Genomic DNA, 24251 nt, shown 5'->3' with positions numbered 1-24251 from the left:
GTCGCGTGCGTCTCAGCCCAGGACCGCCAGGGCGTCGATCTCGATGAGGAGCCCGGCGGGGAGGCCGACGTAGACCGTGGTGCGGGCCGCGGGGGGCGCCTTCAGGTCCTTGAAGTACGCGTTGTAGATCTCGTTCATCTCGGCGAAGTGGTCCGTGTCGGTGAGGTAGACGCGGATCATCACCACGTCCTCCCAGGTCGCGCCGCCCTCCGTGAGGACGGCCTCGACGTTGGCCAGGGTCTGGAGGGTCTGCTCGCGCAGCGTGGGACCCACGACCGTGGGCGCCTGCCCCTCGACGGCCGGGTCGGCCGGCAGGAAACCCACCTGGCCGGCGACCTGGAGGATGTTGCCCTTGCGGACGCCGTGGGAGAAGGCGGCCGGGGGCGCGGTGTGGGTCGGGGGCGTGATCGCGGTCTTCTCGGTCATGCGGCGTCCTTCGGGGTCGTGGTGCCGGAGTAGTCCCGCGTGATCGCGTCGGCGGTGCGGCGCACCAGCGGGAGCAGGGCGAGCAGTTCGTCGGCGGTGACGACGACGTTCGGGGCGGAGAGGGACATGGCGGCGGCGACGCGGCCGTCGGCGCCCCGGATGGGCGCCGCGACGCAGTTGATGGACTCCTCGTGGCCGCCGAGGTCGGTGGCCCAGCCCTGTTCGCGTACGGTCGCCAGCTCCTTGAGGAAGGCCGCGGCGTTCGGGATCGAACGGGCCGTGTACATGGGGTAGTCCAGCTTCGCGGCGAGCGCGCGGCGCTCGGGCTCGGGGAGGTCCGCGAGGAGCAGCTTGGCGACGGCGGCGACGGTGATCGCGACGGGCTTGCCGATCCGCGAGTACATCCGGACCGGGTAGCGGCTCTCCACCTTGTCGAGGTAGAGCACCTCGCCGTCCTCGTACACGGCGAGGTGCACGGTGTGCCCGGTCTGCTCCCCGAGCCGTACGAGGTGGGGGTGGGCGATCTCGCGGACGTCGAGGCTCTCGACGGCCTCCTGCGCGAGCGCGAAGAGCCGGGCGCCGAGGCGGTAGCGCTGGTCCTCCTGGCGGTAGACCAGGCCGTGCTCGTGGAGCGTGCGCAGCAGGCGCAGGGCCGTGGACTTGTGCACGCCGAGGGCGTCCGCGACCTGCCCGAGGTCGGCGGGGCCGCGCGCGAGCAGCGGCAGGATGCTGAGCGCGCGGTCGACGGTCTGGCTCATGGCGTGCGTACCTCCTGGTCGTTCCCGGTTCCGGCTCCCGTCCCCGTCCAGCCCGGGCCGAGGTGCAGTCTCCCCCAGGCGGCGTCGTCGAGCTCCACGAGCCGGTCCGCGTGCGCGGTGCTCGGCGGGGTGCCGAGGTCCCCGGCCACGGTGAGCGCTGCGGCGGCCATGAGGTGCCCGTGGCGCAGCCGCCGCCGCATGTCGAGGCCGCGGAGGGTGGCGGAGAGAAACCCGGCGGCGAAGGCGTCACCGGCGCCGGTGGGGGCGACGATGTCGACGCGGGGCGCGGGGGCGTGGGTTTCTTCCCCACAGCGGCTGAACGCCACCGTCCCTGCCCCGCCTCGCTTCACGACGAGCACGCGCGGCTCCGGCAGCACCTCCCGGACCGCCGCCGCACCCCGCAGCCCCCACACCGCCTCCGCCTCGTCCTCGCCGACGAAGACGAGGTCCGCGCCCCGGGCCAGCTCCAGGAGGACGTCCGGGTCGGCGGACAGCGCCGGGCGGTGGTTGACGTCGAAGGAGACGAGCGGCCGGCCGGGCCGTCGCCGGGTGAGGTCGCGCAGGAGCGCGAGGCAGCCGGCGGAGAGGGCGGCCGTGATGCCGGAGAGGTGGAGGACGCGCGCCGAGAGGAGGTCGTCGTACGCCACGGTCTCCGGGGACATCGCGGAGGCGGCGGATCCGGCGCGGTAGTAGACGACCTCGTGCTCCTGGTCCGCGCGGTCGGTCGCGGTGCGGAAGTAGACGCCCGTCGGGCGGTGCGGGTCGCGGCGTACGGCACCGGTGTCAACGCCGTACGCCGCGATGGCCGCGACCAGGTGGTCGCCGAAGGCGTCGGCGCCGACGCGGCTCACCCAGCGGACGCGGTGCCCGGCCGCGGCCAGCGCGCAGGCGACGTTGGACTCGGCGCCGCCGATGGACCGGGTGAAGGAGGGCACGTCGGCGAGGCGGCCCGGCCGGGAGGGCAGGAAGGTGACCAGGGACTCGCCGAGACAGACGACATCGGTCACGCTGGGGCTCCTCACGGGCCACGCGGATCCGGATCCATTGACCCGGCGTTGAGCCGGATGTTAGACAGCGTCAAGCGACATACGCAACGAGCGTTGCGCACCACGCAACGCTACGGAGGAGGAGGGGCCGCATGACGGACGACCTCGGGGACGAGCGCGTCGACCACCGCTTCAAGGGACTGCCGATCGACGCCGAGGGCCTGACCGTCGGCGCGCTGGCGGCCCAGCGCCGCAACCTCTTCAGCGGCGGCTTCACCACGCCCGTCCTCGCCCTCTCCGCCGAGTCCGTCGAGCACAACCTCGCGCTCCTGGAGGCGTACTCCGAGCGCCACGGCCTCGCCTTCGCCCCGCACGGCAAGACCTCCATGGCACCGCGGCTCTTCGAGCGCCAACTGGAGCACGGCGCCTGGGGCATCACGGCGGCGGTACCGCACCAGGCGCGCGTGTACCGGGCGTTCGGGATCCGGCGGATCTTCCTCGCCAACGAGCTGGTCGACGCCGCCGCCCTGCGCTGGCTGGCGCGGGAGCTCGCCGAGGACGCGGACTTCCACTTCGTCTGCTATGTCGACTCGGTGCGCGGCGTCGAGCTGATGGACGAGGCCCTGGAGGGCAGCGCCCGCCCCGTCGACGTCGTGGTCGAGCTCGGCGCGGGCGACGGCGCGCGCACCGGGGCGCGTACGGAGGCGGACTGCGCCGCCGTCGCCGACGCCGTCGCCGCGGCCCGGCACCTGCGCCTGGTCGGCGTCGCGGGCTACGAGGGCGAGGTGCCGGACGCCACGCCCGAGTCCGTACGGGCCTGGCTGCGCCGGCTCACCGCGCTCGCCGTCGACTTCGACAAGGCGGGGCGCTTCCCCGCCGGTCTGGACGAGATCGTGGTGAGCGCGGGCGGCAGCGCCTGGTTCGACACGGTGGCCGAGGTCTTCGCCGAGCTGCCGCCGCTGTCCCGCCCGGTCCTGAAGCTGCTGCGGTCGGGCGCGTACGTGTCGCACGACGACGGCCAGTACCGCAACCTCACCCCCTTCAACCGGGTTCCCGAGGAGGGCGCCCTCCAGCCCGCCTTCCGCCTGTGGGCGCAGGTGGTGTCCCGGCCCACGGCGGAGCAGGCGTTCGTGAACGCGGGCAAGCGGGACGCGGCGTACGACCTCCACCTCCCCGAGGCGCAGGTGGTGCGCTCGGCGCGCGACGGGTCGGTGCGGCCGGCGACCGGGATCACGGTGACGCGCCTGTCGGACCAGCACGCGTGGCTGGAGACGACGGAGGAGGCGGCGGCGGACCTGGAGGTGGGCGACTGGGTCGGCATGGGGCTGTCGCACCCGTGCACCTCCTTCGACAAGTGGCAGCTGATCCCGCTGGTGGAGGCGGACGGCACGGTGGTCGACTACATCCGTACCTTTTTCTGACGGGCCATGGACCTCGTCATACGCGGCGCACGCGTCGTCGACGGCACGGGCGGACCGTCGTACCGCGCCGACGTCGGCGTCGGCGGCGGCCGGATCGCGGCCTTACGCCGTGCCGGTGAGCCACCGCTGACGGCGCGGCGGGTGCTGGACGCGCACGGGCTGGCGCTCGCGCCCGGCTTCATCGACATGCACGCCCACAGCGACCTCGCCCTGCTCCGCGACCCGGACCACAGCGCGAAGGCGGCGCAGGGCGTCACGCTCGAAGTGCTGGGCCAGGACGGCCTGTCGTACGCGCCGGTCGACGACCGCACGCTCGACCAGGTCCGCACGGCCATCGCGGGCTGGAACGGTGACGGTTCCGACGTCGACCTCGACTGGCGCACCGTCGGTGAGTACCTCGACCGCCTGGACCGGGGCTTCGGCGGCCAGGGGATCGCGGTCAACGCCGCGTATCTGATCCCGCAGGGGACGGTCCGGGCGTACGCCATGGGCTGGGACGACCGGCCGCCCACGGACGCCGAGCTCACCCGGATGAGGGAACTGGTGGCGCGGGGCCTGGAGGAGGGCGCCGTCGGCCTGTCGTCCGGGCTGACCTACACACCGGGGATGTACGCGCGCGACGCCGAACTGACCGCGCTGTGCCGGGTGGTCGCGGCGTACGGCGGCTACTACTGCCCCCACCACCGCAGTTACGGCGCCGGGTCGCTGCGGGCGTACGAGGAGATGATCGCGGTCGCGCGCGAGGCGGGCTGCGCGCTGCACCTGGCGCACGCCACGCTCAACTTCCGCGTCAACGAGGGCCGGGCGCCGGAGCTGTTGGCGCTGCTGGACGCGGCGCTGGCCGAGGGCGCGGACATCACCCTCGACTCGTATCCGTACACGCCCGGCTGTACGACGCTGGTGGCGCTGCTACCGAGCTGGGCGAGCGAGGGCGGGCCGGAGGCGACGCTGGCGCGGCTGCGCGACGAGGAGACCGCCGCCCGGATCCGCCACGACCTCGAACTGCTCGGCTCGGACGGCTGCCACGGGGTGCCGGTCGAGTGGGACACCGTCGAGATCTCGGGCGTCGGCGACCCGGCGCTCGCCGCGTACGTCGGCAGGAGCGTCCAGCGGTCGGCGGACGCGCGCGGCGAGGAGCCGTGGACGACGGCCCGCCGCCTGCTGCTCGCGGACCGGCTCGCCCCGACGATCCTCCAGCACGTCGGCCACGAGGAGAACGTGCGCACGATCATGCGCCACCGCACCCACACGGGCGGCTCGGACGGCATCCTGCGCGGCGCCAAGCCGCATCCCCGCGCGTACGGCACGTTCCCGCACTACCTCGGGCGGTACGCGCGCGAGCTGGGCGTGCTCTCGCTGGAAGAGGCGGTCGCCCACCTGACCGGCCGCCCGGCGGCCCGGCTGCGGCTGGCCGACCGGGGCCTGGTGCGCGAGGGCCACCGCGCCGACCTGGTGCTCTTCGACCCGGACACGGTGGCGGCCGGCGCCACCTTCGACGCGCCGCGCACCGGGCCGACGGGCATCCCGTACGTCCTGATCGACGGCCGCTTCGTCATCGCGGACGGCCGCCGCACGGACGTGCTGGCGGGGCGGTCGGTGCGGCGTACGAGGAGCTGACCGGCGCGCGGCGCTCCCGGCGTACCAGCCAGGTCCCGGCCACGCACACGAGCCCGGCGAGGACGAACCCGTACGCCGGGGTATGGCCCGAGGGCTGGGTCTCGTACGGCAGGGCGGCCGACAGGACGGCGAGGACGCCGACGACTCTGCTGTCCGGCGCGGCGGTGGCGGCGAGGGCGGCCATGCCCCACAGCAGGTACCAGGGCTGCACCATCGGTGAGAGGGCGACCAGGGCGAGGAGGGCCAGGCCCAGGGCGTGGGCGGGGTGGAGGAGGCCGCGCAGGGACCGCCACGCCAGGTACGCGATGAGCGCGAGCGCGGCGGCGAGGCCGAGCTGCTGGACGGCGGCCTTGACCGGGGCGGGGTCGGTGCCCACGAGCAGGTGCAGCAGTTCGCCGAGGGCGAGCCCGAGGTCGCTGGTGGCGGACAGGGCGGTGTGGATCGTCCCGGCGACGCCCTGGGTGCGGAGCCAGCCGAAGCCGGTGCCCGTCAGCAGCGTCGCGGCGGCGGCGACGGCCGCGGCGACCAGGCCGGGGGCCAGCAGGCCCTTGGCGAGGCCGGCGAGGCGCCGGGCGCGGGGGCCCGCCGCCGCGCGGGCGACGATCACGCCGATGAAGAGCAGGGCCACGGCGGCCGGTGACTTGACCATCGCGGCGAGGCCGACGAGCGCGCTGCCGAGGATCCAGCGGCCGCGCAGGGCGCACACCACGCCCGCCAGCATGAGGGCGATCATCAGGCCGTCGTTGTGGACGCCGCCCACCACGTGGATCAGCAGGAGCGGGTTGAGCGCCCCGAGCCACAGGGCGGCGCTCTCGCTGCCGCCCCGGTCGCGGGCGAGACTCCGCAGCGCCCACACGGTCAGCGCCAGCGCGCCGACGGCGATCAGCCGCATGCCGAGGACGGCCGGCACGATCGTCCCGCCGGTCCCCCAGGCCACCGCCTGGGCGAGCACCAGGAAGACCGGGCCGTACGGCGCCGGCGTGTCGGTCCAGTGCCCGCCGACGCTCGCCGCCGCGTCGCCGCCGAGGCCGTCCGGGTCGAGCACCGAAGGCCCGGCGCCGTAGACGTCGTGCCCTTCGAGGACCATCGCGCCCTGGGCGATGTAGCTGTAGACGTCGGCGCTGTAGAGCGGCGGTGCGAGCAGCAGCGGCCCGGCCCACCAGCCCAGCGTGCGCAGGGTCTCGCGTACGGGCACCTCGCGGGCGGCGCGCCCGTACCCCCACCAGGCGGCGATCAGGAGGGTGAGTCCGGCGTACGCGAGGACGGCGGCGGCCACGGTCGTCGCGGTGCCGTGCGGCACCCACAGGCCCCACGGGTCGCGCGCGGGCAGCGATCCCGCCGCCCAGCCGCCCGCGGCCACCGCGACCGCCCCGGCCGCACCCAGTCGGCGGTACCCGACCGCGCTCATGTCCCACATGACCGGCCAGCCTAGGTGCTGGCGGCAGGGCTCCCGCTTCGGAGCAGCCACGGTTGCGGAGCGCATCCGCGCACCTACCGTGAGTGGTGAACCACGTGGTCCACCCCTCACCCCAAGGGAGGCGCCATGCGCCGCATCGCCACCGTCTGTGTCACCCTGGCCGCCGCCGCGGCCCTCGCCGTCTCCGGCGCCACCGCCGCCTTCGGCGCCCAGGGCACCCTCTACGTCGACCGCACCGCGCTGCCGAACCCGAGCGGCTGCTACGACTTCGAGGCCATCGAGCCGCTCGTGCACAACCTGACGAACGACGTCGTGATCGTCTACGAGCTCCCCGGATGCAGGGGCGAGGTCGAGGAGATCGTCGAGGCGGACGACTGGGAGGAGGACGTCGACGGCATGAGCCTCTTCGTCCGCTGAATCGGCGCTCCGCCGACCTCGCCGGATCCGCTGAATCCGTCGGCAGTGACGGCCCGGGACGGGCGCCGAGTGGCACAAAACACGAGGCGCCCCATCCGCCACCGCCGTAAGCTCGCGCTATGCAGGTGATCCAGTCCACGAAGCTCGCCAACGTCTGTTACGAAATCCGCGGTCCGGTGCTCGAGGAGGCGATGCGGCTGGAGGCTGCAGGTCACCGGATCCTCAAGCTGAACACCGGCAACCCCGCCGCCTTCGGGTTCGAGTGCCCGCCCGCGATCCTGGAGGACATCCTCCGCAACCTCGGCGAGTCGCACGGCTACGGCGACGCGAAGGGCCTCCTCTCCGCGCGGCGCGCCGTGATGAGCCACTACGAGACCAAGGGCATCCCCCTCTCGGTCGAGGACATCTACATCGGCAACGGCGTCTCCGAGCTCATCCAGATGTCGATGCAGGCGCTGCTCGACGACGGCGACGAGGTGCTCGTACCGGCGCCGGACTACCCGCTGTGGACGGCGTCCGTCTCCCTCGCCGGCGGTACGGCGGTGCACTACCGCTGCGACGAGCAGTCCGACTGGATGCCGGACCTCGCCGACATCGAGCGCAAGATCACCGACCGCACCAAGGCGCTCGTCGTCATCAACCCGAACAACCCCACGGGTGCGGTGTACGACGACGAGATGCTGCGCGGCCTGACCGAGATCGCCCGCCGCCACAACCTCGTCGTCTGCTCGGACGAGATCTACGACAAGATCCTCTACGACGGCGCCACGCACACCCCGACCGCCGCGATCGCGCCCGACCTGCTGGTGCTGACGTTCAACGGCATGTCGAAGAACTACCGGGTGGCCGGCTACCGCAGCGGCTGGATGGCGGCGTGCGGCCCGAAGGCGCACGCCTCCTCCTACATCGAGGGCCTCACCATCCTCGCCAACATGCGCCTGTGCGCCAACATGCCGGCGCAGCACGCGATCGCCGCCGCGCTCCAGGGCCGGCAGTCGATCGAGGCGCTGGTGCAGCCGGGCGGCCGGCTGCTGGAGCAGCGGGACGTGGCGTACGACCTGCTGATGCAGATCCCGGGCGTGACGTGCGTGAAGCCGAAGGGCGCGCTGTACCTCTTCCCGCGGCTGGACCCGAACGTCTACCCGATCAAGGACGACCGGCAGATGGTGCTCGACCTGCTGCGGGCCGAGAAGATCATGGTGGTGCACGGGACGGGCTTCAACTGGCACGAGCCGGACCACTTCCGGATCGTGACGCTGCCGAACGCGACGGACCTGGCGGACGCGGTGACGCGCATCGGGAACTTCCTGGACGGCTACAGCCAGCCCTGACCCCTGCACTTAGGGCGAACTCAACTTTAGACAGAATCCAAGCTAGGATGGTCTCCTGTCCAAGAGCAGGAGGCCGTCCACCATGTACGAACCGATCCGCACCAAGTCGGTCCACCGGATGGCCGGCGACACCCAGGACCGCATCCCGCACCGCTCGCGCGAGGAGGAGCTGGACATCCAGCTCGCCGGACACCTCGCCGCGCTGCTCGCCGTCACCGACGAGCTCGGCGAGGACGCGGCGGCCGAGCGCATCGCCCAGCAGGTCGCACGCCTGCGCGGCGCGCCGCCCGCCCGGCACGCGGGCCTCACCGGCGCGAAGCCGGCGGACCTGCACCGCCGCGCCCACACCCTCGCGGGCCGGGCCCTGGTCGTCGCCGCCTCCCGGGCCGACACGGCCGCCGCGATCCTCGCCGCCGAGCGCATGGACGCGCACAGCGCCGCGCTGGAGCAGCTCCGCCCGGTCGCCGCCCTCTGACCGGCGCCCCATGATCGGCCCCGGCCCGCGGCCGTCTCAGGCGCGCGGGCCGGGTGCCACCCATGTACCAACCTGCCTCGGCGGGAAAACGCCCGGCCCCCGGAGCCTGAGGGGACTCCGGGGGCCGATTGCGTCGCGGCGGGTCATTCGTGAACCCACAGGTCAGGGCGGATGTCGGGCTGACCCGCCACGAGGTTTTCCGGCGGTCAGCCCAGGCGGGCGACCAACGAGTGGTACTCGTCCCACAGCTCCTTCGGCGTGTGGTCACCGAAGGTGTTGAGGTGCTCGGGGATGAGGGCGGCCTCCTCGCGCCAGACCTCGGTGTCGACCTTGAGCAGGAAGTCGAGGTCCTCCTCGGGCAGCTCCAGGCCGTCGGTGTCGAGGGCCTCGCGCGTCGGCAGGATGCCGATCGGGGTCTCGACGCCCTCGGCCTTGCCGTCGAGGCGCTCCACGATCCACTTCAGCACGCGGCTGTTCTCGCCGAATCCGGGCCAGACGAACTTGCCCGCGTCGTTCTTGCGGAACCAGTTGACGTAGTAGATCTTCGGCAGCTTGGACGCGTCCGCGTTCTTGCCGACCTTGATCCAGTGGGCCATGTAGTCGCCCATGTTGTAGCCGCAGAACGGCAGCATCGCGAACGGGTCGCGGCGCAGCTCGCCGACCTTGCCCTCGGCGGCGGCGGTCTTCTCGCTCGCGACGTTCGCACCGAGGAAGACACCGTGCTGCCAGTCGAAGGACTCGGTCACCAGCGGGACCGCGGTGGCGCGGCGGCCGCCGAAGAGGATCGCCGAGATCGGCACGCCCTTCGGGTCCTCCCACTCGGGCGCGATGATCGGGCACTGCGAGGCGGGCACGGTGAAGCGGGCGTTGGGGTGGGCGGCCGGGGTGTCGGAGTCCGGCGTCCAGTCGTTGCCCTTCCAGTCCGTGAGGTGCTTGGGCGCCTCCTCGGTCATGCCCTCCCACCACACGTCGCCGTCGTCGGTGAGCGCGACGTTGGTGAAGACGGCGTTGCCCCACAGCGTCTTCATCGCGTTGGCGTTGGTGTGCTCGCCGGTGCCGGGCGCGACACCGAAGAAGCCCGCCTCGGGGTTGATCGCGTACAGCTGGCCGTCCTCGCCGAACCGCATCCACGCGATGTCGTCGCCGATCGTCTCGACGGTCCAGCCGGAGATCGTGGGCTCCAGCATCGCGAGGTTGGTCTTGCCGCAGGCGGACGGGAAGGCCGCGGCGACGTACTTCGCCTCGCCCTGCGGCGGCGTGAGTTTGAGGATCAGCATGTGCTCGGCGAGCCAGCCCTCGTCGCGGGCCATGACGGACGCGATGCGCAGGGCGTAACACTTCTTGCCGAGCAGGGCGTTGCCGCCGTAGCCGGAGCCGTAGGACCAGATCTCGCGGGACTCCGGGAAGTGCGAGATGTACTTGGTGCTGTTGCAGGGCCACGGCACGTCCTCCTCGCCCTCCGCGAGCGGGGCGCCGAGGGTGTGGACGGCCTTGACGAAGAAGCCGTCGTCGCCGAGCTCGTCGAGGACGGCCTGGCCCATGCGGGTCATGGTGCGCATGGAGACGGCGACGTACGCGGAGTCGGTGATCTCGACGCCGATGGCGGAGAGCGGCGACCCCAGCGGGCCCATGCAGAAGGGGACCACGTACATGGTGCGGCCCTTCATGGAGCCGCGGAAGATTCCCTTGTCCCCGGTGAAGATGGCCCGCATCTCGGCGGGGGCCTTCCAGTGGTTCGTGGGGCCCGCGTCCTCCTCCTTCTCGGAGCAGATGAAGGTGCGGTCCTCGACGCGGGCGACGTCGGAGGGGTCGGAGGCGGCGTAGTACGAGTTCGGGCGCAGCGTCGGGTCCAGCTTGCGGAAGGTGCCCTTGGCGACGAGCTCTTCGCACAGACGCTCGTACTCGGCTTCGGAACCGTCGCACCAGACGACGTTGTCCGGCTGCGTGATTGCTGCGATCTCGTCGACCCAGGAGATCAGTTCCCGGTGGTTGGTGGGGACGACGGTGGAGGGAGCCGCGTTGTCGCGCGCCACGATTGCTCCTTGTTGAGGGGTTTGAGGTTGTCTGCCCCGTGGGGGCTGCGACCCGGATGCTTCACGGCATTGATCTCCTGGCGCTCATCCGGTGCCGACCGCACTCATCTGATCATCCGCGTCCGGTGCGCATATGTCCAGAGGGCCTCTCACGTGAGCATTGCCACTCATTGCACCCCCACACCTCCCTCATCGGTCTCCAACACCCCACCTACGGAGGCGTCGGTAGCATTCCGGCATGACTGCAGCGGCCATGCCCGAGGTGCCTGACGACGTGACCGAGATAACACAGAGCGTGCTGAAGCCGAAGCTGCGTGGCTGGCTGCACGCCGGGATGTTCCCCGCCGCCCTGATCGCGGGCATCGTCCTGACCGCGCTCGCGGACTCCACCCGCGGCCGGATCGCGTGCGGCGTGTACGCCCTGACCGCGTGCGCGCTGTTCGGTGTGAGCGCGCTGTACCACCGGGGCGACTGGGGTCCGCGCGCCACCGCCGTGCTGCGGCGGCTCGACCACGCCAACATCTTCCTGATCATCGCGGGCACCTATACCCCGCTGACGCTGCTCCTCCTCCCCGACTCCACCGGGCGGGTGCTGCTGTGGGCGATCTGGGCGGCTGCGGTGGCGGGGATCGCGTTCCGGGTGTTCTGGGTCGGCGCCCCGCGCTGGCTGTACACGCCGTGCTACATCGCGATGGGCTGGGCGGCCGTCTTCTTCCTGCCGGACTTCCTGCACAAGGGCGGCGTCGCCGTGCTGGTCCTGGTGGTCGTCGGCGGCCTTCTCTACAGCGCGGGCGGCGTGGTGTACGGCATCAAGCGGCCGAACCCGTCACCGCGGTGGTTCGGCTTCCACGAGGTGTTCCACTCGCTCACGCTGGCGGCGTTCATCGCCCACTACGTGGGGATCTCGCTGGTGGCGTACCAGCACGCGTAACGCCGGAAGAATGACCGGAACAATGAGTTCCATGGCCGCCCGCACCTCGCCCTTCGCCGCGCACCAGCCCCTGGGCCTGCGGGAGCGCAAGAAGCTCAAGACCCGCATCGCGATCAGAAGGGCCACCTACCGGCTGATCGCCGAGCGGGGGTACGAGGCGACCACCATCGAGCAGATCGCCCAGGCGGCGGAGGTCTCGCCCAGCACGGTCGTCCGGTACTTCCCGGCGAAGGAGGACATCGTCCTCACGGACGAGTACGACCCGGTCATCGAGGCGGCGCTGCGCGCCCGGCCCGCCGGCGAGGAGCCGCTGCGGTCGCTCCGTGCTGTGATCACGCGGGCCGCGGCCGACCTCCTGGAGCACGAGCCGGACGAGGTGCGGCAGCGCGCCCGGCTGCTGGTGGAGGTCCCGGCCGTACGCGCCCGGATGACCGAGACCATGGCCGAGACCTCCCAGCTGCTGTCCCGTGTTCTCGCCGACCGCACCGGGCGGGCGGCGGACGACCTCGAGGTGCGGGTCTTCACCGCCGCCGTCATGGGCGCTCTGCGCGAGGTGCTGCTGCACTGGGCGGAGCGCGATCAGCGGGACGATCCGATCGCGCTCATCGACCGTGCGTTCGACACGCTCAGCGGCGGCCCTTCGCTGTAGCGGAGTCCCCCTTTCCGCAGGCCAGGCCGTCCCGGTTCGGGTCGAGCCGCAGCGGGTCGTCCTTGCCGTTGACCTTCAGGCGGCCGTAGTCGTGCGCCGCCAGCCAGTCGCAGCGGGCCTTCGTCGTCGCCTTCACCGACGCCGGGAACGCCGTCGGCACGCACACCCCGGCCGAGCCGTAGTGCCGGTCGCACCCCGCGATCCGCGGGCTGACCGGAGCGGCGTCCCGCTTCTTCAGCGGCTCCTTCGGCGCGGCGGCGAGGTCGCCGGCGAAGTCGTGGACGTGCGCCGACTTCTCCGCCTCCGCCGCCATCGCCGCGGGTCCGCCGAGGTGCACCCACTGGGCGATGGACGGGATGCCGTTGGCGTCGACCGCGAAGAGCATGTACCAGCCGGGCGGGGCGAGGTTCGGGTTCCCGGTGACGTTCAGGTCGACGGTCCGGTCGTCGATGACGGACAGCGGCAGGTCGACGAAGCGCTGGTTGGGGTCGGAGGAGTGGGTGACGGCGGCCGGGCGGATCAGCTCCGCCTTGGCGATCGGCCGGTCGACCGTGATCCGCTGGGTGTCGCCGTAGTTCCAGCGGCTGTCGATGACCGAGGTGATCTTCGGACGCGGGCCCTTGAGCAGGTACGGCGGCGTGTAGACCGACACGTCGTGGTTGTACGAGCCGTTGCCGGGGTTGTCGCCGACCGCCATCACCCGGCCGTCGGGCAGCAGGAACGCCGAGGAGTGGTAGCCGCGCGGGACCGGGTCGGCGGCCATGCCCGCCTGGTAGGTGTCGGTGGCCGGGTCGAAAAGCGACGCCTCGTACACCGGGTCGGCCCGGTCGTGCAGCGCGCCGCCGGTCTCCAGGACCTTGCCGTCGGGCAGCAGCACCGCCGACACGTACATCTTGCCCTCGTCGCCGGTCTGCGGGCGCTTGCCGGCGCCCTGGTCGACGAGGCCCTGCGGGATGGGCGGGCCGGCGACGTAGGCCGGGTTGGGCTGCTTGAGGTCGATGATGTCGGTGAGGCGGTTGGCGGCGGGGTTGCGCTCGTTGTTGCCGCCGCCGATGGTCAGGACCCGCTGGTCCTGCGCCGGGGGCAGCAGCACGCTGGCGGACTCGTCGCGCTCGTCCTTGTTCCGCAGGCCCGGCACGTCGGTGATGGTGTTCTTGTCGTAGTCGTAGATGGAGGCGCCGGTGCCGGGGGTGCCGTTGCCGAAGGTGTGGCTGCCGGAGTAGAACAACCGGCCGTCCTGCATGAGGATCATCGACGGGTACAGGCCCCAGTACGACCAGGTCTGCTTGACCTCGTTGACCGGCAGCCACTTGTTCTGCGCGGCGGAGAACTTCTCCGCCGTGACATTGCCGGTGGAGTCCTCCTTCAGGCCGCCGAAGGAGATCACGTCGCCGTTGCCCAGGATCGTCGCCGACGGGTACCAGTGCCCGTCGTGCATGTCGTTCGTCTTGATGTACGACTCGGTCGCCGGGTCGAAGACGTACGAGTCCTTCAGGCCCTGGTAGCCGATCTTTCCGTCGGCGGACGGATAGCCCTTGTTGCCGCTCATGACCAGCACCCGGCCGTCGGACAGCTGCACATGGCCGGCGCAGAACATGTCGACGGGGGTCGGGATGGTCTTGAAGGAGCCGTTGGCCGGGTCGTAGACGGCGGAGGTGAAGGTGCCGGCCTTGAACATCTCCGGGTCGTTGCCGGAGCCCGCGATCAGCAGCACCTTGCTGTTGTGCAGCACGACCGAGTGCATGGAGCGGACCGGGTTCTTGACGCCCAGCACCTCCCACTTGCCCTTCGCGCACTCCTCGGCGGTGCCCGTGCAGACGGGGTCGGGGGCGGGGGCCGCGACCTCCTCCATCACGTAGTCGTCGGTCGTGACGCTGCCGGTGCCGAAGACGGAGACGCCCCAGGCGATGCGGTCCGTGCCCGGCGGCACGGCGGGCGTGCGCACCTCGGCGCGGGTGTACGCGCCCGCCATCGGAAGGGTCTTGAGGTCGGTCCAGTACTGCCAGCCGGCGTCCGTGTCATGCCGGAAGAGGGTGATCGCCGTGTCGGGGGTCGTCGACTTGTACCAGAGGGACAGGTCGTACTGCCGGTCGGCGACGACGGGCGGGGCGCAGGCGTCGGACTCGGTGATGAGGGCCTTGTGGTCGCCGTCGACGCGGCGGGTCAGCTCCACCTTCATGGCGCCGGTGCCGGTGTGGGCGTCCGTGGTCGTGGTGAAGGTGACGTCGTTGTTCCCCCAGCCGGACTTGGACCAGCAGGACGGCATGCCGTCGTGACCGGTGCCGGGGGTCTCGAAGCCGGGGTTCTTGATGAGGTTGATCCCGGCGGCGGCCGGGGGCTGGGCGGCCAGGAGCAGGCCGGAGGTCATGGCGCCGATGGCCAGCAGCGCCGCTCCGCGCCGTCGTCGAGGGGTCGGTGTCAACGGACGTTCCTTCCTGTACGGGCCCGGCGCGCGGTGCGCGGAAGGTAGACCAGCGCCTCCGTCCCCGCGAACCGCAGGACGAAGGTGGTCAGCAGCGCGAGGGCGGTGGCGGGCAGCACCGCCAGGTGGAACTGCCCGACGAACAGGGCGATCAGGGGTATGCGCAGGACGAGGTCGGCGTTGGCGAGGAGCGCGAAGCGGCCGACGCGGTCGGCCCAGTGGCGGTGGTGGCGGCGGTCGCGGAAGAGCAGCACCTCGATGAGGAGGAAGTTCCAGGCGACGCCGAGCTGGTTGGCGAGGATCTCGGCCGGGAGGTAGTGCACCCCGGCGGCACCGGTCAGGACGTACAGGGCGGCGAGGTTCGGTACGAAGCCGGTGAGGCCGATCAGTCCGAAGGCGACCATGCGCGCGAGCGGCGAGGCGGTGCGCAGCTCGACGAGGTGGCGCAGGAACCGCAGGCCTTCCTTCGCCGTGGACTTGGACTCGCCGGCGTACCGCTCCTCGAAGACGAACGGCACCTCGGCGACGCCGGCCGGCCGGCACCGTACGGCCAGCTCCAGCAGGATTTTGTAGCCGAGGGGCTTGAGGGCGTCCGCGGTGACCGCGCCGCGCCGGATGGCGAAGAAGCCGCTCATCGGGTCGCTGATGCCGGCGAGGGCGCGCGGGAACAGCCCCTTGGCGAGCCAGGTGGCCCCGCGCGAGACGGCGACGCGGTAGCCGCCGGCCAGTCCGGCGCGGCTGCCGCCGGGCAGGTAGCGGCTGGCGACGACCAGGTCGGCGTCCTCCTTCTCGCCGGTGGCGAGGAGCTCGGGGACGAGGGCGGGCGGGTGCTGGAGGTCGGCGTCCATGACGACGACCCACTCGGCGGTGGCGGCCTTGATGCCCTCGACGACGGCGCCGCCGAGGCCACCCACGGGGGTGTCGCGGTGGAGGACGGAGACGGGGAAGGCGCAGTCCCGCGCGGCGTCGGCGATCACGGCGGGGGTGTCGTCGGTGGAGTCGTCGACGAAGACGACCTCGCACGGGACGCGGTGGGGCACGGCGTCGGCGATGCGGCGCAGCAGCTCCCGTACGTTGGCGGATTCGTTGAAGGTGGGGATGACGACGGTGACGCCGGTGAGGGCTCCCGGCCGGGGTAGGTCCCCGGTGACCGGGGCGACTCGCTCGGCGCCGGTGGGCTGGATGGTCAAGGGGCCTCCGCTCCGGTGGTCCGGGCCTCTTCGGTCCGGTCTTCGGTGGTCCGGGCCCCGGCGCTCCGGTCGTCGCCGATCTTCCGGATCTCGATCCGTTCCTCGCCCTCGCCGAAGGTGGCGACCGGCGTCGAATGCTCCAGCGCCGCCTTGACGTTGGGCAGGTCACGCGCGTCGCGCCGTACGGTCGGGGAGGCGACGACGTAGTCCAGGTCCCGCCAGCCGTCGGGCATGGTCCTCGTCACCGCCGGGTCGAGGTCGGCCTTGTAGAACCAGATGGCACCGAGCCCGGGTTGGTACCCGGTGTGGACCAGGTCGAGCCAGAGCGCGTCGTCGACCAGCACGCGGGTGCGCGCCGGGTCGGGGACCTCGCGGGCGAGCCAGGAGGCGGCCGCCCGGTAGGGGGCGTTGGCGTCGGCGGTCATGGCGGTGCGGTCGCCGTCGTACCAGCGCGGGACGACGTACACCGCGGCGGCGGCCGCGAGCAGGACGGCGGCCGTCCGGCGCACGGGCAGCAGCTTCGGCAGCGGGCGGCCCTTGCGCAGGACGGCGTGGGCGATGCTCGCCGCTCCCCCGGCCAGCACCAGGGCGAGGAAGGGCAGCGCCTGGATGACGTACATGGCGGGCAGGTAGCCGGAGGGGCGCATCGCGACGAGCGCCAGGATGGCGACCGCGAGCGCGGGTCCGGCGAGCGCCCGCGCGGTGACCGACCAGCGGATGGTGGCCAGGAGCAGGGCGGCGCCGGCGAGGCCGCCGAGCGGCAGGACCCGGTCGTAGTAGAGCCAGGATTCCAGGACGCCGTGCGAGCCGGTGCCCTCGGTGAGGATGAAGCCGGAGCCGGGGCGGCTCATCTGGTACGTGATGCCCTCCCACAGCGACACGTGTCCGGCGCCGGGCAGCAGCTCGCCCTTGAGGAGCGCGAAGAGCGGGTAGGTGAGGCCGATCAGCACGCAGGCCGTGATGGCGCCGGTGACGGCGAACTTGCGGGTGTCGCGGTGGCTGTGGCGCCACATCGTCACCAGCAGCGCCGGCAGGACGACGAGCATCGTCTCCTTGGTGAGGACGCCGACGGCGGCGGCGAGCCCGGCCCCGAAGTGGTGCCAGAGGTGGCGGCTGGGCGAGGCGGCGAGGCAGAAGGCCAGCAGCATCCACATCACGGCGAGGTTGTCGAGGAAGATCTCCCGCTGCAGGACGACGGAGAGCGGGGACAGCCCGAACAGCGCCATGGCGAGGCCGGCGGCCCAGCGCGGCAGCCACAGGCGGCGCGCCAGCACGTACAGCATCACGGCGGAGGCGGCGGCGACCAGCAGCATCGCGAAGCGCATGGAGGCGACGGTCATCGACTCGGGGGCGAGGAGCGACGGGATCCAGGTGAGGGCGGCGATCTGCATCCAGCCGAGCGGCGGGTGGTCGTACCAGTAGGTGTAGTGGGCGAGTCCGCGGCCGTTCTGCACGGCCCAGGCCTGGGCGAGGTAGGTGCCCTCGTCGTCGCTGAGGGTGGGGTACTGCTGGATGTTCCAGCCCTGGACGAGCAGGATCGCGACGAGCAGGACACCGCACAGCACCAGGTCGGGGCGCGAGCTGCGGAAGCGGACGACGGGCCGGGTGACGAGCCGTCTCTTGTCGGGGCGCGGCGCCGGGGGCGCGGGGGCCTCGGGAGCCACGGGGGCCGGGGGGCTCGCGGCGGGCAGGGTCGCGGTCATCGGGTGGCCTCTTCCCGGACGAGGTGCGCGCCGACGTGGCTGGTGAGCTCCCATTCGTTGCGGCCGCGCTGTTCGCGCCAGACCGCGCGGACGGCCGCGCCCGCCAGCAGCAGCTGGTAGAAGGGGCCGCCGGCGATGAGCTTCAGGTAGTGGACCAACCGCACGCGCAGGCCGTACTGGCGGCCGAAGTCGTGCAGTCCGACGATCTCGAAGACGAAGGTCACCAGGGCGGTGATCATCGGCAGGAAGGTGATGAAGGCGACCCCGACGGGCACGTCGAGGAAGAGGGCGATCGCGGCGTTGAGCGGGATGATGACGCCGGTGAAGGCCTGCATGAACGGCGTCATGAGGGTGTAGCGGGCGAGCATCCGCTGCCCGAGGGTGGGCAGTTCGCGCCAGTCCTTCTTGCGGTAGACCTGGAGGAAGCCCTGGTTCCAGCGGGTGCGCTGTTTGAGCAGGCTGACGAGGGTGCCGGGGGTCTCCTCGCGGGTGACCATGTCGGCGTCGTACGCGACGACGACCTTCTTGCCCGTGCTGGAGAGGCGTACGCCCAGGTCGCAGTCCTCGGCGAGGCAGTTCTGGTCCCAGCCTCCCGCCTCGCGCAGCACGTCGGTGCGGACGAAGACGGTGTTGCCGCCGAGCGGGATGAAGCCCTTGGCGGCGTGGAGGTGGAGGCGGGAGCGGAACCAGAAGAAGTACTCCAGGCAGTTGCGCAGGGAGTACCAGCTGGAGTGGAAGTTGATCAGCTGGACGCCGCCCTGGACGACGTCGGCGCCGGTGGCGGTGAAGGCGTGGTCCACGTGGGCGAGCAGCTCGGGGTGGACCTGGTCCTCGGCGTCGAAGACGCCGACGACGTCGCCCCGGCAGTACGGCAGGGCGGTGTTGAGCGCCTTGGGTTTGTTCTTGGTCTCGTGGGTGTCGACCACGACGCGTACGCGCCCGGGGTCGCGGGCGGCGGCCCGCTCGGCGACCTCGGCGGTCTGCGGATCGTCGTGGCCGACTATCACGATGATTTCGAAGTCGCGGTGGCTGGACTCCCGGAGCCGGTCGATGGTGTGCTCCAGGACCAGCTGTTCGTGCCGGGCGGGCAGCAGCAGCGAGAAGGACAGGCCCTGTTGGCCGTCCGGTCGGGCGAATCGGGTGGCGGCGAGCGTCTCGGGCGTACGCCAGGCGTGCATCTGCCACCAGAGCGTGAACGCGGCCATCCAGAACAGCGCCAGCGAAACGGCAGCGACGAACAGCGATAGCAGCACGGAAGGTCCCCCCTCGGACCTGCCGCGGTGACGCGGGCGCGCGGGTCAGGAGCGGCGCGCGCCACCGCGGCGGTGGTCGATCCCCGGATCGAAAAGCAGCTTTTCGGGGCGGATCGCGGCAGGACCCCCCTGGCCGTCGACGCCCGTGATCGACATCCGCACACGCCCTCCCCAGAACGTGCGCGGAGTCTCCTCAACTCCTCGTGCACATGAGAATAGAGGCCGGGACTGACACTCAGGGGCTATCCCGATAAAAACATTATTTTCGTGGTCAGTTGGACAGTTTCCGCTCGAGTTCGGCCACGTCCGTGGTAGGCGCGTCGCAGACGAAGTGCCGGCACACATACGCGGCGGGCCGCCCGTCGATCAGCGGCCGGTCCCTGAGCAGCGGGAACTCGTCCCCGGCGCCCGGCCGTCCGAAGGCCACCACGGCCCCCGGCGCGGTCCCGAGCAGCGCCGCGCGGTGCAGCGCACGGGCCTCCTCCGCGTCCGGCCCGCCGACGACCGCGACCTCGCGCGGCCCGTCGAGCAGCGCCTCGGCGACGGCCAGCCCCCAGCCGATGAAGCGCGGCGCGCGCGGCCCGAGCGCCTTCACCACGCCGAGGGCCCGCTCGGCGGCGGTCCGGTGGGCCTCGGAACCGGTGTGGGCGGCGTACGCGAGGAGGGCCCCGGCGGCGGCGGTCCAGCCGGACGGGGCGGCGTTGTCGGTGGGGTCCTGCGGGCGGCGGATGAGCCGCTCGGCGTCGTGGGCCGTGTCGTACAGCTCGCCGCCCTCGCCGGTGAAGCGGTCCAGCACGATGTCCAGCAGGAACCCGGCGAACTCCAGCCACACGCCCTCGCCGGTGACCGCGGCCAGGGCGAGGAATCCTTCCGCCACGTCGCCGTAGTCCTCCAGCACGCCGGCGTTGGCGCCCACGTGGCCGTCCTTGGAGGTGCGGGCGAGCCGCGCCGAGCTGTCCATGTGGAGCCGTACGAGCAGGTCGGCGGCCTCCGTGGCGCGCTCGACGAGGTCGGGCCGGTCGAAGAAGGCGCCGGTCTCGGCGAGCGCGGCGATCGCGAGGCCGTTCCAGGCGGCGACGATCTTGTCGTCCCGGCCGGGCCGGGACCGCCGGTCCCGCGCGTCGAGCAGCCGCCGCCGGATGCGCGCGACGCGCTCGGCGTCGTCGAGCCCCGCGTCCTGCGGCAGTTGCAGGACGGAGGAGCCGTGCTCGAAGGTGCCCTCCTCGGTGACGCCGAAGTACCGCGCGGCGTGGGCGGCGTCCTCCTCGCCCAGCACCTCACGCAGCTGCTCGGGCGTCCACGCGTAGTACGCGCCCTCGACGACCTTGCCGGTGCCGTCGTCACTGTCGGCGTCGAGCGCGGAGGCGAAGCCGCCCTCGGTGGTGCGCAGTTCGCGCACCATGAAGTCGGCCGTCTCCAGCGCCACCCGGCGGGCCAGGTCGCTGCCGGTGGCCCGCCACAGGTGCGCGTACACACGGCACAAAAGTGCATTATCATACAGCATCTTCTCGAAATGGGGCACGACCCACTCGCGGTCCACCGAGTAGCGGGCGAAGCCGCCGCCGAGCTGGTCGTAGATCCCGCCGCGCGCCATCGCCTCGCACGTGTGGACCGCCATCTCCAGCGCGCCCTCGGCCCCGGTGCGCGCGTGGTGCCGCAGCAGGAACTCGACCACCATGGACGGCGGGAACTTCGGCGCCCCGCCGAACCCGCCGTGCCGCGCGTCGTAGTCCCGGGTCAGCCCCAGCAGCGCCTGCGCCAGCTCCTGCTCACCGGGCACTCCGGCCCCGCCGAACGCGAGCGAGCGCCCGGACAGCTCGCGCACGATGTTCCCCGCGACCTCCCCGACCTCCTCGCGCCGGTCCGTCCACGCGACCCGTACGCCTTCGAGGACCTGGACGAAGGACGGCATGCCGTGCCGCGGCTCGGGCGGGAAGTACGTACCGAAGTAGAACGGCTCCGCGTCGGGCGTCAGGAACACCGTCATGGGCCAGCCGCCCTGCCCGGTGGCGGCCTGCACGGCCTCCATGTACACGGCGTCGACGTCCGGCCGCTCCTCGCGGTCGACCTTGACGGGCACGAAGTGCGCGTTGAGGTACGCGGCGGTGGCGTCGTCCTCGAAGGATTCGTGCGCCATGACGTGACACCAATGACACGCAGAGTATCCGACCGACAGCAGAACGGGGACATCGCGCCGTTTCGCCTCCTCGAACGCTTCGGGTCCCCACGGCCACCAGTCGACCGGATTGTCGGCGTGCTGAAGCAGATAAGGCGAGGTCATACCAGCCAACCGGTTCATACGATCCAGCCTCTCACAGCGCCTGGCGCGACCGGCGAGACCCTCACGCGCCCGCCTCGCTCGGTCGAATTGCACTCCTGGTCCATCTCGTGGTGGCAACTCCACCTCCCTCCGGAGCGGGCGGCCTGGCACCTCGGAACAGTAGGCTGGGCGCAGCAGCGCTGGACCTGCCGAGGCTCCTCGAAGGAGGTACACCATGACCGCCGAGATGGTGGCGCCCGCGTGGATGCATTCGCAGATCAGCGCGGAGCAGTACGACTCCTGGTCCGAGGAGCAGTGCGCCGGCATCGAGATCGTGGACGGGATGGTCGTCGTGAGCCCGAGCGCCTCCAAACGGCACAACCGGCTGGCGAGGATCCTGGCCAATGCCCTGGACGCAGCTGCAGGCCCTGACTGGAACGCGGACACGGACTTCGACGTCCGCCTGCAGGACGTTCCGCTCACCAACCGCCGCCCTGACGTCATCGTCTACCGGGCAGAGACCATCGACCTCACACCCACCCGCCCCGAGCACGTACTGCTGGTCGTCGAGGTCGTGTCGCCCGGCTCGGAGACCACGGACCGGATCGTGAAGGTGGACCAGTACGCCAAGGCCGGCATTCCCTTCTACTGGCGGGTCGAGCAGGCCGCCACCGGGCTCCCGATCGTCTACACGTACGTTCTGGATCCCGCTACCAGGGCCTACCGGGACGGCGAGGTGTTCACCGGCATGGTGAAGGCCACCGCACCTTTCTCCATCACGGTCGATCTCGGTCTCTTGTAAGGCACCGAGAAGCCGCCCGCTATCGACGCTTGACCATCCGCACCCGCCTCACGGGTGTTTTTTCGCAGACTCATCAGGACATTCTCCGGCTACGGACCAGATGCACCACGTGCAGATGCGACTCCAGCTCGCACACGAGCGTTCAGCCGCACCCGGTCAAGAACTACTCAAGGGCACACGTGGGCAGACGGTAGCGCCAACAGGGCAGCCGCCCAAAAAAGCGAGCCACGTCCTGGTATTCAGTTGCAGTTCATCAACACTGCTAACGGGCTGACGTCACCGTCGACGGCGATACAGGAGGGCACGGAAAGGTGGGCCGACTCTCACGAGTCGAGCGTAGAAGGTCGTGTGATGATCCTGGCCGTGCGGGACGATGGAGAGGCATCCCGCACAGCCATGTCGGTTCAAGCAGGGCTCAAGTATGTGGTGAACGCCATGCTGGCTCCAGGGCAGGAAAGCCGCGTTGCGCCTTCGAGGCTGTACAAGCCTGGACTCGCTACCCCTCACTCGGTGTCGATGTCGGCCTCGCCGACCTCCTTGTCGGCCGACTTGATACCCAGGCTCTCGATGAACTGCCGCTCCCGCGCCGCCAGTTCGTGCTGCCGGGCGAGGATGAACTCGGTGAACGCGTCGGCCTTGAGGTGCTCGATGGATGCGAGGCTGACTCCGTGCGAGTCCAGGATGTCAGTCCGCCCCTCCTCCGCGAGCCTGATGAGCGCCTGCCGGATCGACACACCCGGCGGCGTCGTCATGACGATCCGGTTGGCGGGACTGGAAGCCCCGGGGACCCCGCTCTGGGTGATGACGTGTCGATAGGTCTCGCTGTGCGCCGTCGCCAGCTGTTCCAGCACGTTGGCGGTGCCGCCGTCGAGGTTCTTCCGGTCCGGGAACGTCTGCAGATCCCAGAGGAGGTAGGCGCGCACGCGCGCGCTGCGCAGGTCGAAGCGTTCGGGGAAGGAGCGGGCCCGCTCAGCGGAGTAGCTGAGCCCGCCCTTGCCCTGGGCGAAGGCCTTCATCTCCGTGATGAATTTCCGGACCTGGGTGGTGGTGGACCCGGCGAAGGTGCCCGCCAGGGACGTGGTCCAGAACCAGTGCCGGAGCTTGACCCGCTGCTCCGCTTCGACCTTGTCGGAGAAGTGGAAGAAGACGGCGAGCAGCATGATCTGGATGTTGTAGGGAACCAGGCGAGCCAGCGGGACCCGGACCTCCTCCCGCAGGAACTCGACCACCTGCTGGAGGATCAGGTCGGTGTCCTCCACCGCGGTCGTGAGCTGACCCTGGACCTTGCGGGCCATCGTCTCCCAGGAGGTGTCCCCATATACGTCCTCCTCGCCGGACAGCGCGAGGACGGTCTGGAAGATCGTCATGATCGGGATCTCGCCGAAGCCCGAAGCGGCGATCCGCCCCCTGATCTCCTCCATCTTGTCGCTGAGCGTCTCCGAGCCGATGGTCCCGTAGGTCAGTGCGGAGACCATCTGGTCTGAACGCATCCTCTGACCGCTGGTGTTGATCCTGGAGAAGACCTCCATGGACTGCTGGAGAGTGCCGCCCTCCATGCGCACCACGGAGACCTTGTAGTTCTTCACCCGCTTCGCGACGCGCTCACTCTCCCTAGTGAGGCGGTCGGCCTCCTCCCTAGAAGTGGAGACATCGAACAGCTTCCGCGCATATTCGAGGAAGTCCAGTGTCCTCAGCACGGACCGCATGGGCAGGAAGTCGCTGGGCACCTCCTCGCCGCTCTTCCAGTGGCGGTAGCGCACGCCGTCGTGTTCCGTTCGGACGAGCGGTCGGTAGACCCACCACATCCAGTCCTCCTGGCGCTCGGACCGCGGGGCGTCGGCCGAGCGGTGAAGGACGCCGAAAAGCGTCGAGAGCCGCTGATGACCGTCCAGGACGTAGGCGACCTTCGCTCCCTCCGGTGCCTGCGGAATGCGGCGCCCACCGATGGTGTCGAGGCTTTCGAGCGGCATGGTGGTCTCCCAGATGAGCAGGCTTCCGATGGGGTAGCCACGCTCCATGCTGTCGAAGAGCTGAAGCATCTGCTCGGGGCGCCACAGGAACGGTCGCTGGAACTTCGGCACCCGCAGCTCACCCTGCGCGATCCGCTCCAAGATCTGTTCCAGGAAGTGGACCTCCGGCGTCACTGAGATTTCCTTGACC

19 protein-coding genes are annotated in these 24251 nt (G+C 71.3%); 8 read left to right on the top strand and 11 right to left on the bottom strand.

Annotation, left to right across the window (positions count from 1 at the left end):
* Positions 1-12 precede the first annotated feature (12 nt).
* The 3 genes from ACIRNI_RS27535 to ACIRNI_RS27525 are packed head-to-tail and all read right to left on the bottom strand — an operon-like array spanning position 13 to position 2206.
* On the bottom strand, positions 13-426 hold the full coding sequence (locus ACIRNI_RS27535) for a RidA family protein (RefSeq protein WP_403555379.1): 414 nt from the start codon (positions 424-426) through the stop codon (positions 13-15).
* Positions 423-1184: an IclR family transcriptional regulator gene (locus tag ACIRNI_RS27530; RefSeq protein ID WP_355359068.1), complete on the bottom strand. Its 762-nt coding sequence runs from the start codon at positions 1182-1184 to the stop codon at positions 423-425. Before ACIRNI_RS27530 ends, ACIRNI_RS27535 begins: the two co-directional genes overlap by 4 nt.
* The gene (locus tag ACIRNI_RS27525) at positions 1181-2206 is read right to left on the bottom strand and encodes a sugar kinase (protein ID WP_403555377.1); all 1026 of its coding nucleotides are present in this window, start codon (positions 2204-2206) and stop codon (positions 1181-1183) included. Before ACIRNI_RS27525 ends, ACIRNI_RS27530 begins: the two co-directional genes overlap by 4 nt.
* Positions 2207-2322: 116 nt before the next feature.
* On the opposite strand from ACIRNI_RS27525, the gene ACIRNI_RS27520 reads away from it, so the two are divergent.
* Both ACIRNI_RS27520 and ACIRNI_RS27515 read left to right on the top strand, forming a co-directional pair.
* Positions 2323-3591 carry an alanine racemase gene (locus ACIRNI_RS27520; RefSeq protein ID WP_403555375.1) on the top strand — a complete coding sequence of 423 codons (1269 nt, stop codon included), beginning with the start codon at positions 2323-2325 and terminating at the stop codon, positions 3589-3591.
* A gap of 6 nt (positions 3592-3597) precedes the next feature.
* Positions 3598-5208, top strand: a complete 1611-nt coding sequence (locus ACIRNI_RS27515) for an amidohydrolase family protein (RefSeq protein WP_403555373.1) — start codon at positions 3598-3600, stop codon at positions 5206-5208.
* Here the strand turns inward: ACIRNI_RS27515 and mptB are convergent.
* Positions 5144-6625 (bottom strand): polyprenol phosphomannose-dependent alpha 1,6 mannosyltransferase MptB, encoded by a 1482-nt coding sequence (gene mptB, locus ACIRNI_RS27510; protein WP_403555371.1) that lies wholly within the window; start codon positions 6623-6625, stop codon positions 5144-5146. The two genes, ACIRNI_RS27515 and mptB, sit on opposite strands and share 65 nt — an antisense overlap.
* Positions 6626-6751: 126 nt before the next feature.
* Between mptB and ACIRNI_RS27505 the strand changes: the two genes are divergently transcribed.
* The 3 genes from ACIRNI_RS27505 to ACIRNI_RS27495 all read left to right on the top strand — a co-directional run bounded on the left by ACIRNI_RS27505 (position 6752) and on the right by ACIRNI_RS27495 (position 8848).
* Positions 6752-7042, top strand: coding sequence for a hypothetical protein (locus ACIRNI_RS27505; protein ID WP_403555369.1), 291 nt, complete (start codon positions 6752-6754; stop codon positions 7040-7042).
* A gap of 119 nt (positions 7043-7161) precedes the next feature.
* On the top strand, positions 7162-8373 hold the full coding sequence (locus tag ACIRNI_RS27500) for a pyridoxal phosphate-dependent aminotransferase (protein WP_403555367.1): 1212 nt from the start codon (positions 7162-7164) through the stop codon (positions 8371-8373).
* 82 nt (positions 8374-8455) lie between these two features.
* The gene (locus ACIRNI_RS27495) at positions 8456-8848 is read left to right on the top strand and encodes a hypothetical protein (RefSeq protein ID WP_403555365.1); all 393 of its coding nucleotides are present in this window, start codon (positions 8456-8458) and stop codon (positions 8846-8848) included.
* Between the two features lie 206 nt (positions 8849-9054).
* Here the strand turns inward: ACIRNI_RS27495 and ACIRNI_RS27490 are convergent, their stop codons facing one another.
* The gene (locus ACIRNI_RS27490) at positions 9055-10881 is read right to left on the bottom strand and encodes a phosphoenolpyruvate carboxykinase (GTP) (RefSeq protein WP_403555364.1); all 1827 of its coding nucleotides are present in this window, start codon (positions 10879-10881) and stop codon (positions 9055-9057) included.
* A gap of 253 nt (positions 10882-11134) precedes the next feature.
* Between ACIRNI_RS27490 and ACIRNI_RS27485 the strand changes: the two genes are divergently transcribed.
* Positions 11135-11812 (top strand): hemolysin III family protein, encoded by a 678-nt coding sequence (locus ACIRNI_RS27485; RefSeq protein ID WP_403555548.1) that lies wholly within the window; start codon positions 11135-11137, stop codon positions 11810-11812.
* A 31-nt stretch (positions 11813-11843) separates the two neighbouring features.
* Positions 11844-12461: a TetR/AcrR family transcriptional regulator gene (locus ACIRNI_RS27480; protein ID WP_403555363.1), complete on the top strand. Its 618-nt coding sequence runs from the start codon at positions 11844-11846 to the stop codon at positions 12459-12461.
* On the opposite strand, the gene ACIRNI_RS27475 is transcribed toward ACIRNI_RS27480, so the two are convergent.
* From ACIRNI_RS27475 to ACIRNI_RS27455, 5 genes are all read right to left on the bottom strand, one after another.
* The gene (locus ACIRNI_RS27475) at positions 12439-14829 is read right to left on the bottom strand and encodes a galactose oxidase-like domain-containing protein (RefSeq protein ID WP_403555547.1); all 2391 of its coding nucleotides are present in this window, start codon (positions 14827-14829) and stop codon (positions 12439-12441) included. The two genes, ACIRNI_RS27480 and ACIRNI_RS27475, sit on opposite strands and share 23 nt — an antisense overlap.
* 50 nt (positions 14830-14879) lie before the next feature.
* Entirely contained in the window at positions 14880-16073 is a 1194-nt protein-coding gene (locus tag ACIRNI_RS27470; protein ID WP_403555361.1) for a glycosyltransferase, read from the bottom strand.
* The gene (locus ACIRNI_RS27465) at positions 16070-17776 is read right to left on the bottom strand and encodes an ArnT family glycosyltransferase (protein WP_403555359.1); all 1707 of its coding nucleotides are present in this window, start codon (positions 17774-17776) and stop codon (positions 16070-16072) included. The genes ACIRNI_RS27470 and ACIRNI_RS27465 overlap by 4 nt, the downstream gene beginning before the upstream one ends.
* Positions 17773-19029 (bottom strand): glycosyltransferase, encoded by a 1257-nt coding sequence (locus tag ACIRNI_RS27460; protein ID WP_403555357.1) that lies wholly within the window; start codon positions 19027-19029, stop codon positions 17773-17775. The genes ACIRNI_RS27465 and ACIRNI_RS27460 overlap by 4 nt, the downstream gene beginning before the upstream one ends.
* 271 nt (positions 19030-19300) lie before the next feature.
* A complete protein-coding gene (locus ACIRNI_RS27455; protein ID WP_403555355.1) occupies positions 19301-21328 on the bottom strand; it encodes a thioredoxin domain-containing protein in 2028 nt (675 codons plus the stop codon).
* Positions 21329-21524: 196 nt separating this feature from the next.
* Here ACIRNI_RS27455 and ACIRNI_RS27450 point away from each other — a divergent pair, with 196 nt between their 5' ends.
* Positions 21525-22091, top strand: a complete 567-nt coding sequence (locus tag ACIRNI_RS27450) for a Uma2 family endonuclease (RefSeq protein ID WP_403555353.1) — start codon at positions 21525-21527, stop codon at positions 22089-22091.
* Between the two features lie 503 nt (positions 22092-22594).
* On the opposite strand, the gene ACIRNI_RS27445 is transcribed toward ACIRNI_RS27450, so the two are convergent.
* The gene (locus ACIRNI_RS27445; RefSeq protein ID WP_403555351.1) at positions 22595-24235 is read right to left on the bottom strand and encodes a DUF262 domain-containing protein; all 1641 of its coding nucleotides are present in this window, start codon (positions 24233-24235) and stop codon (positions 22595-22597) included.
* Between the last annotated feature and the right edge of the window lie 16 nt (positions 24236-24251).

It is taken from the genome of Streptomyces sp. NPDC093546 (assembly GCF_044765045.1).
Classification (GTDB): domain Bacteria; phylum Actinomycetota; class Actinomycetes; order Streptomycetales; family Streptomycetaceae; genus Streptomyces.
This window is presented reverse-complemented; position numbering and strand designations above follow the sequence as displayed.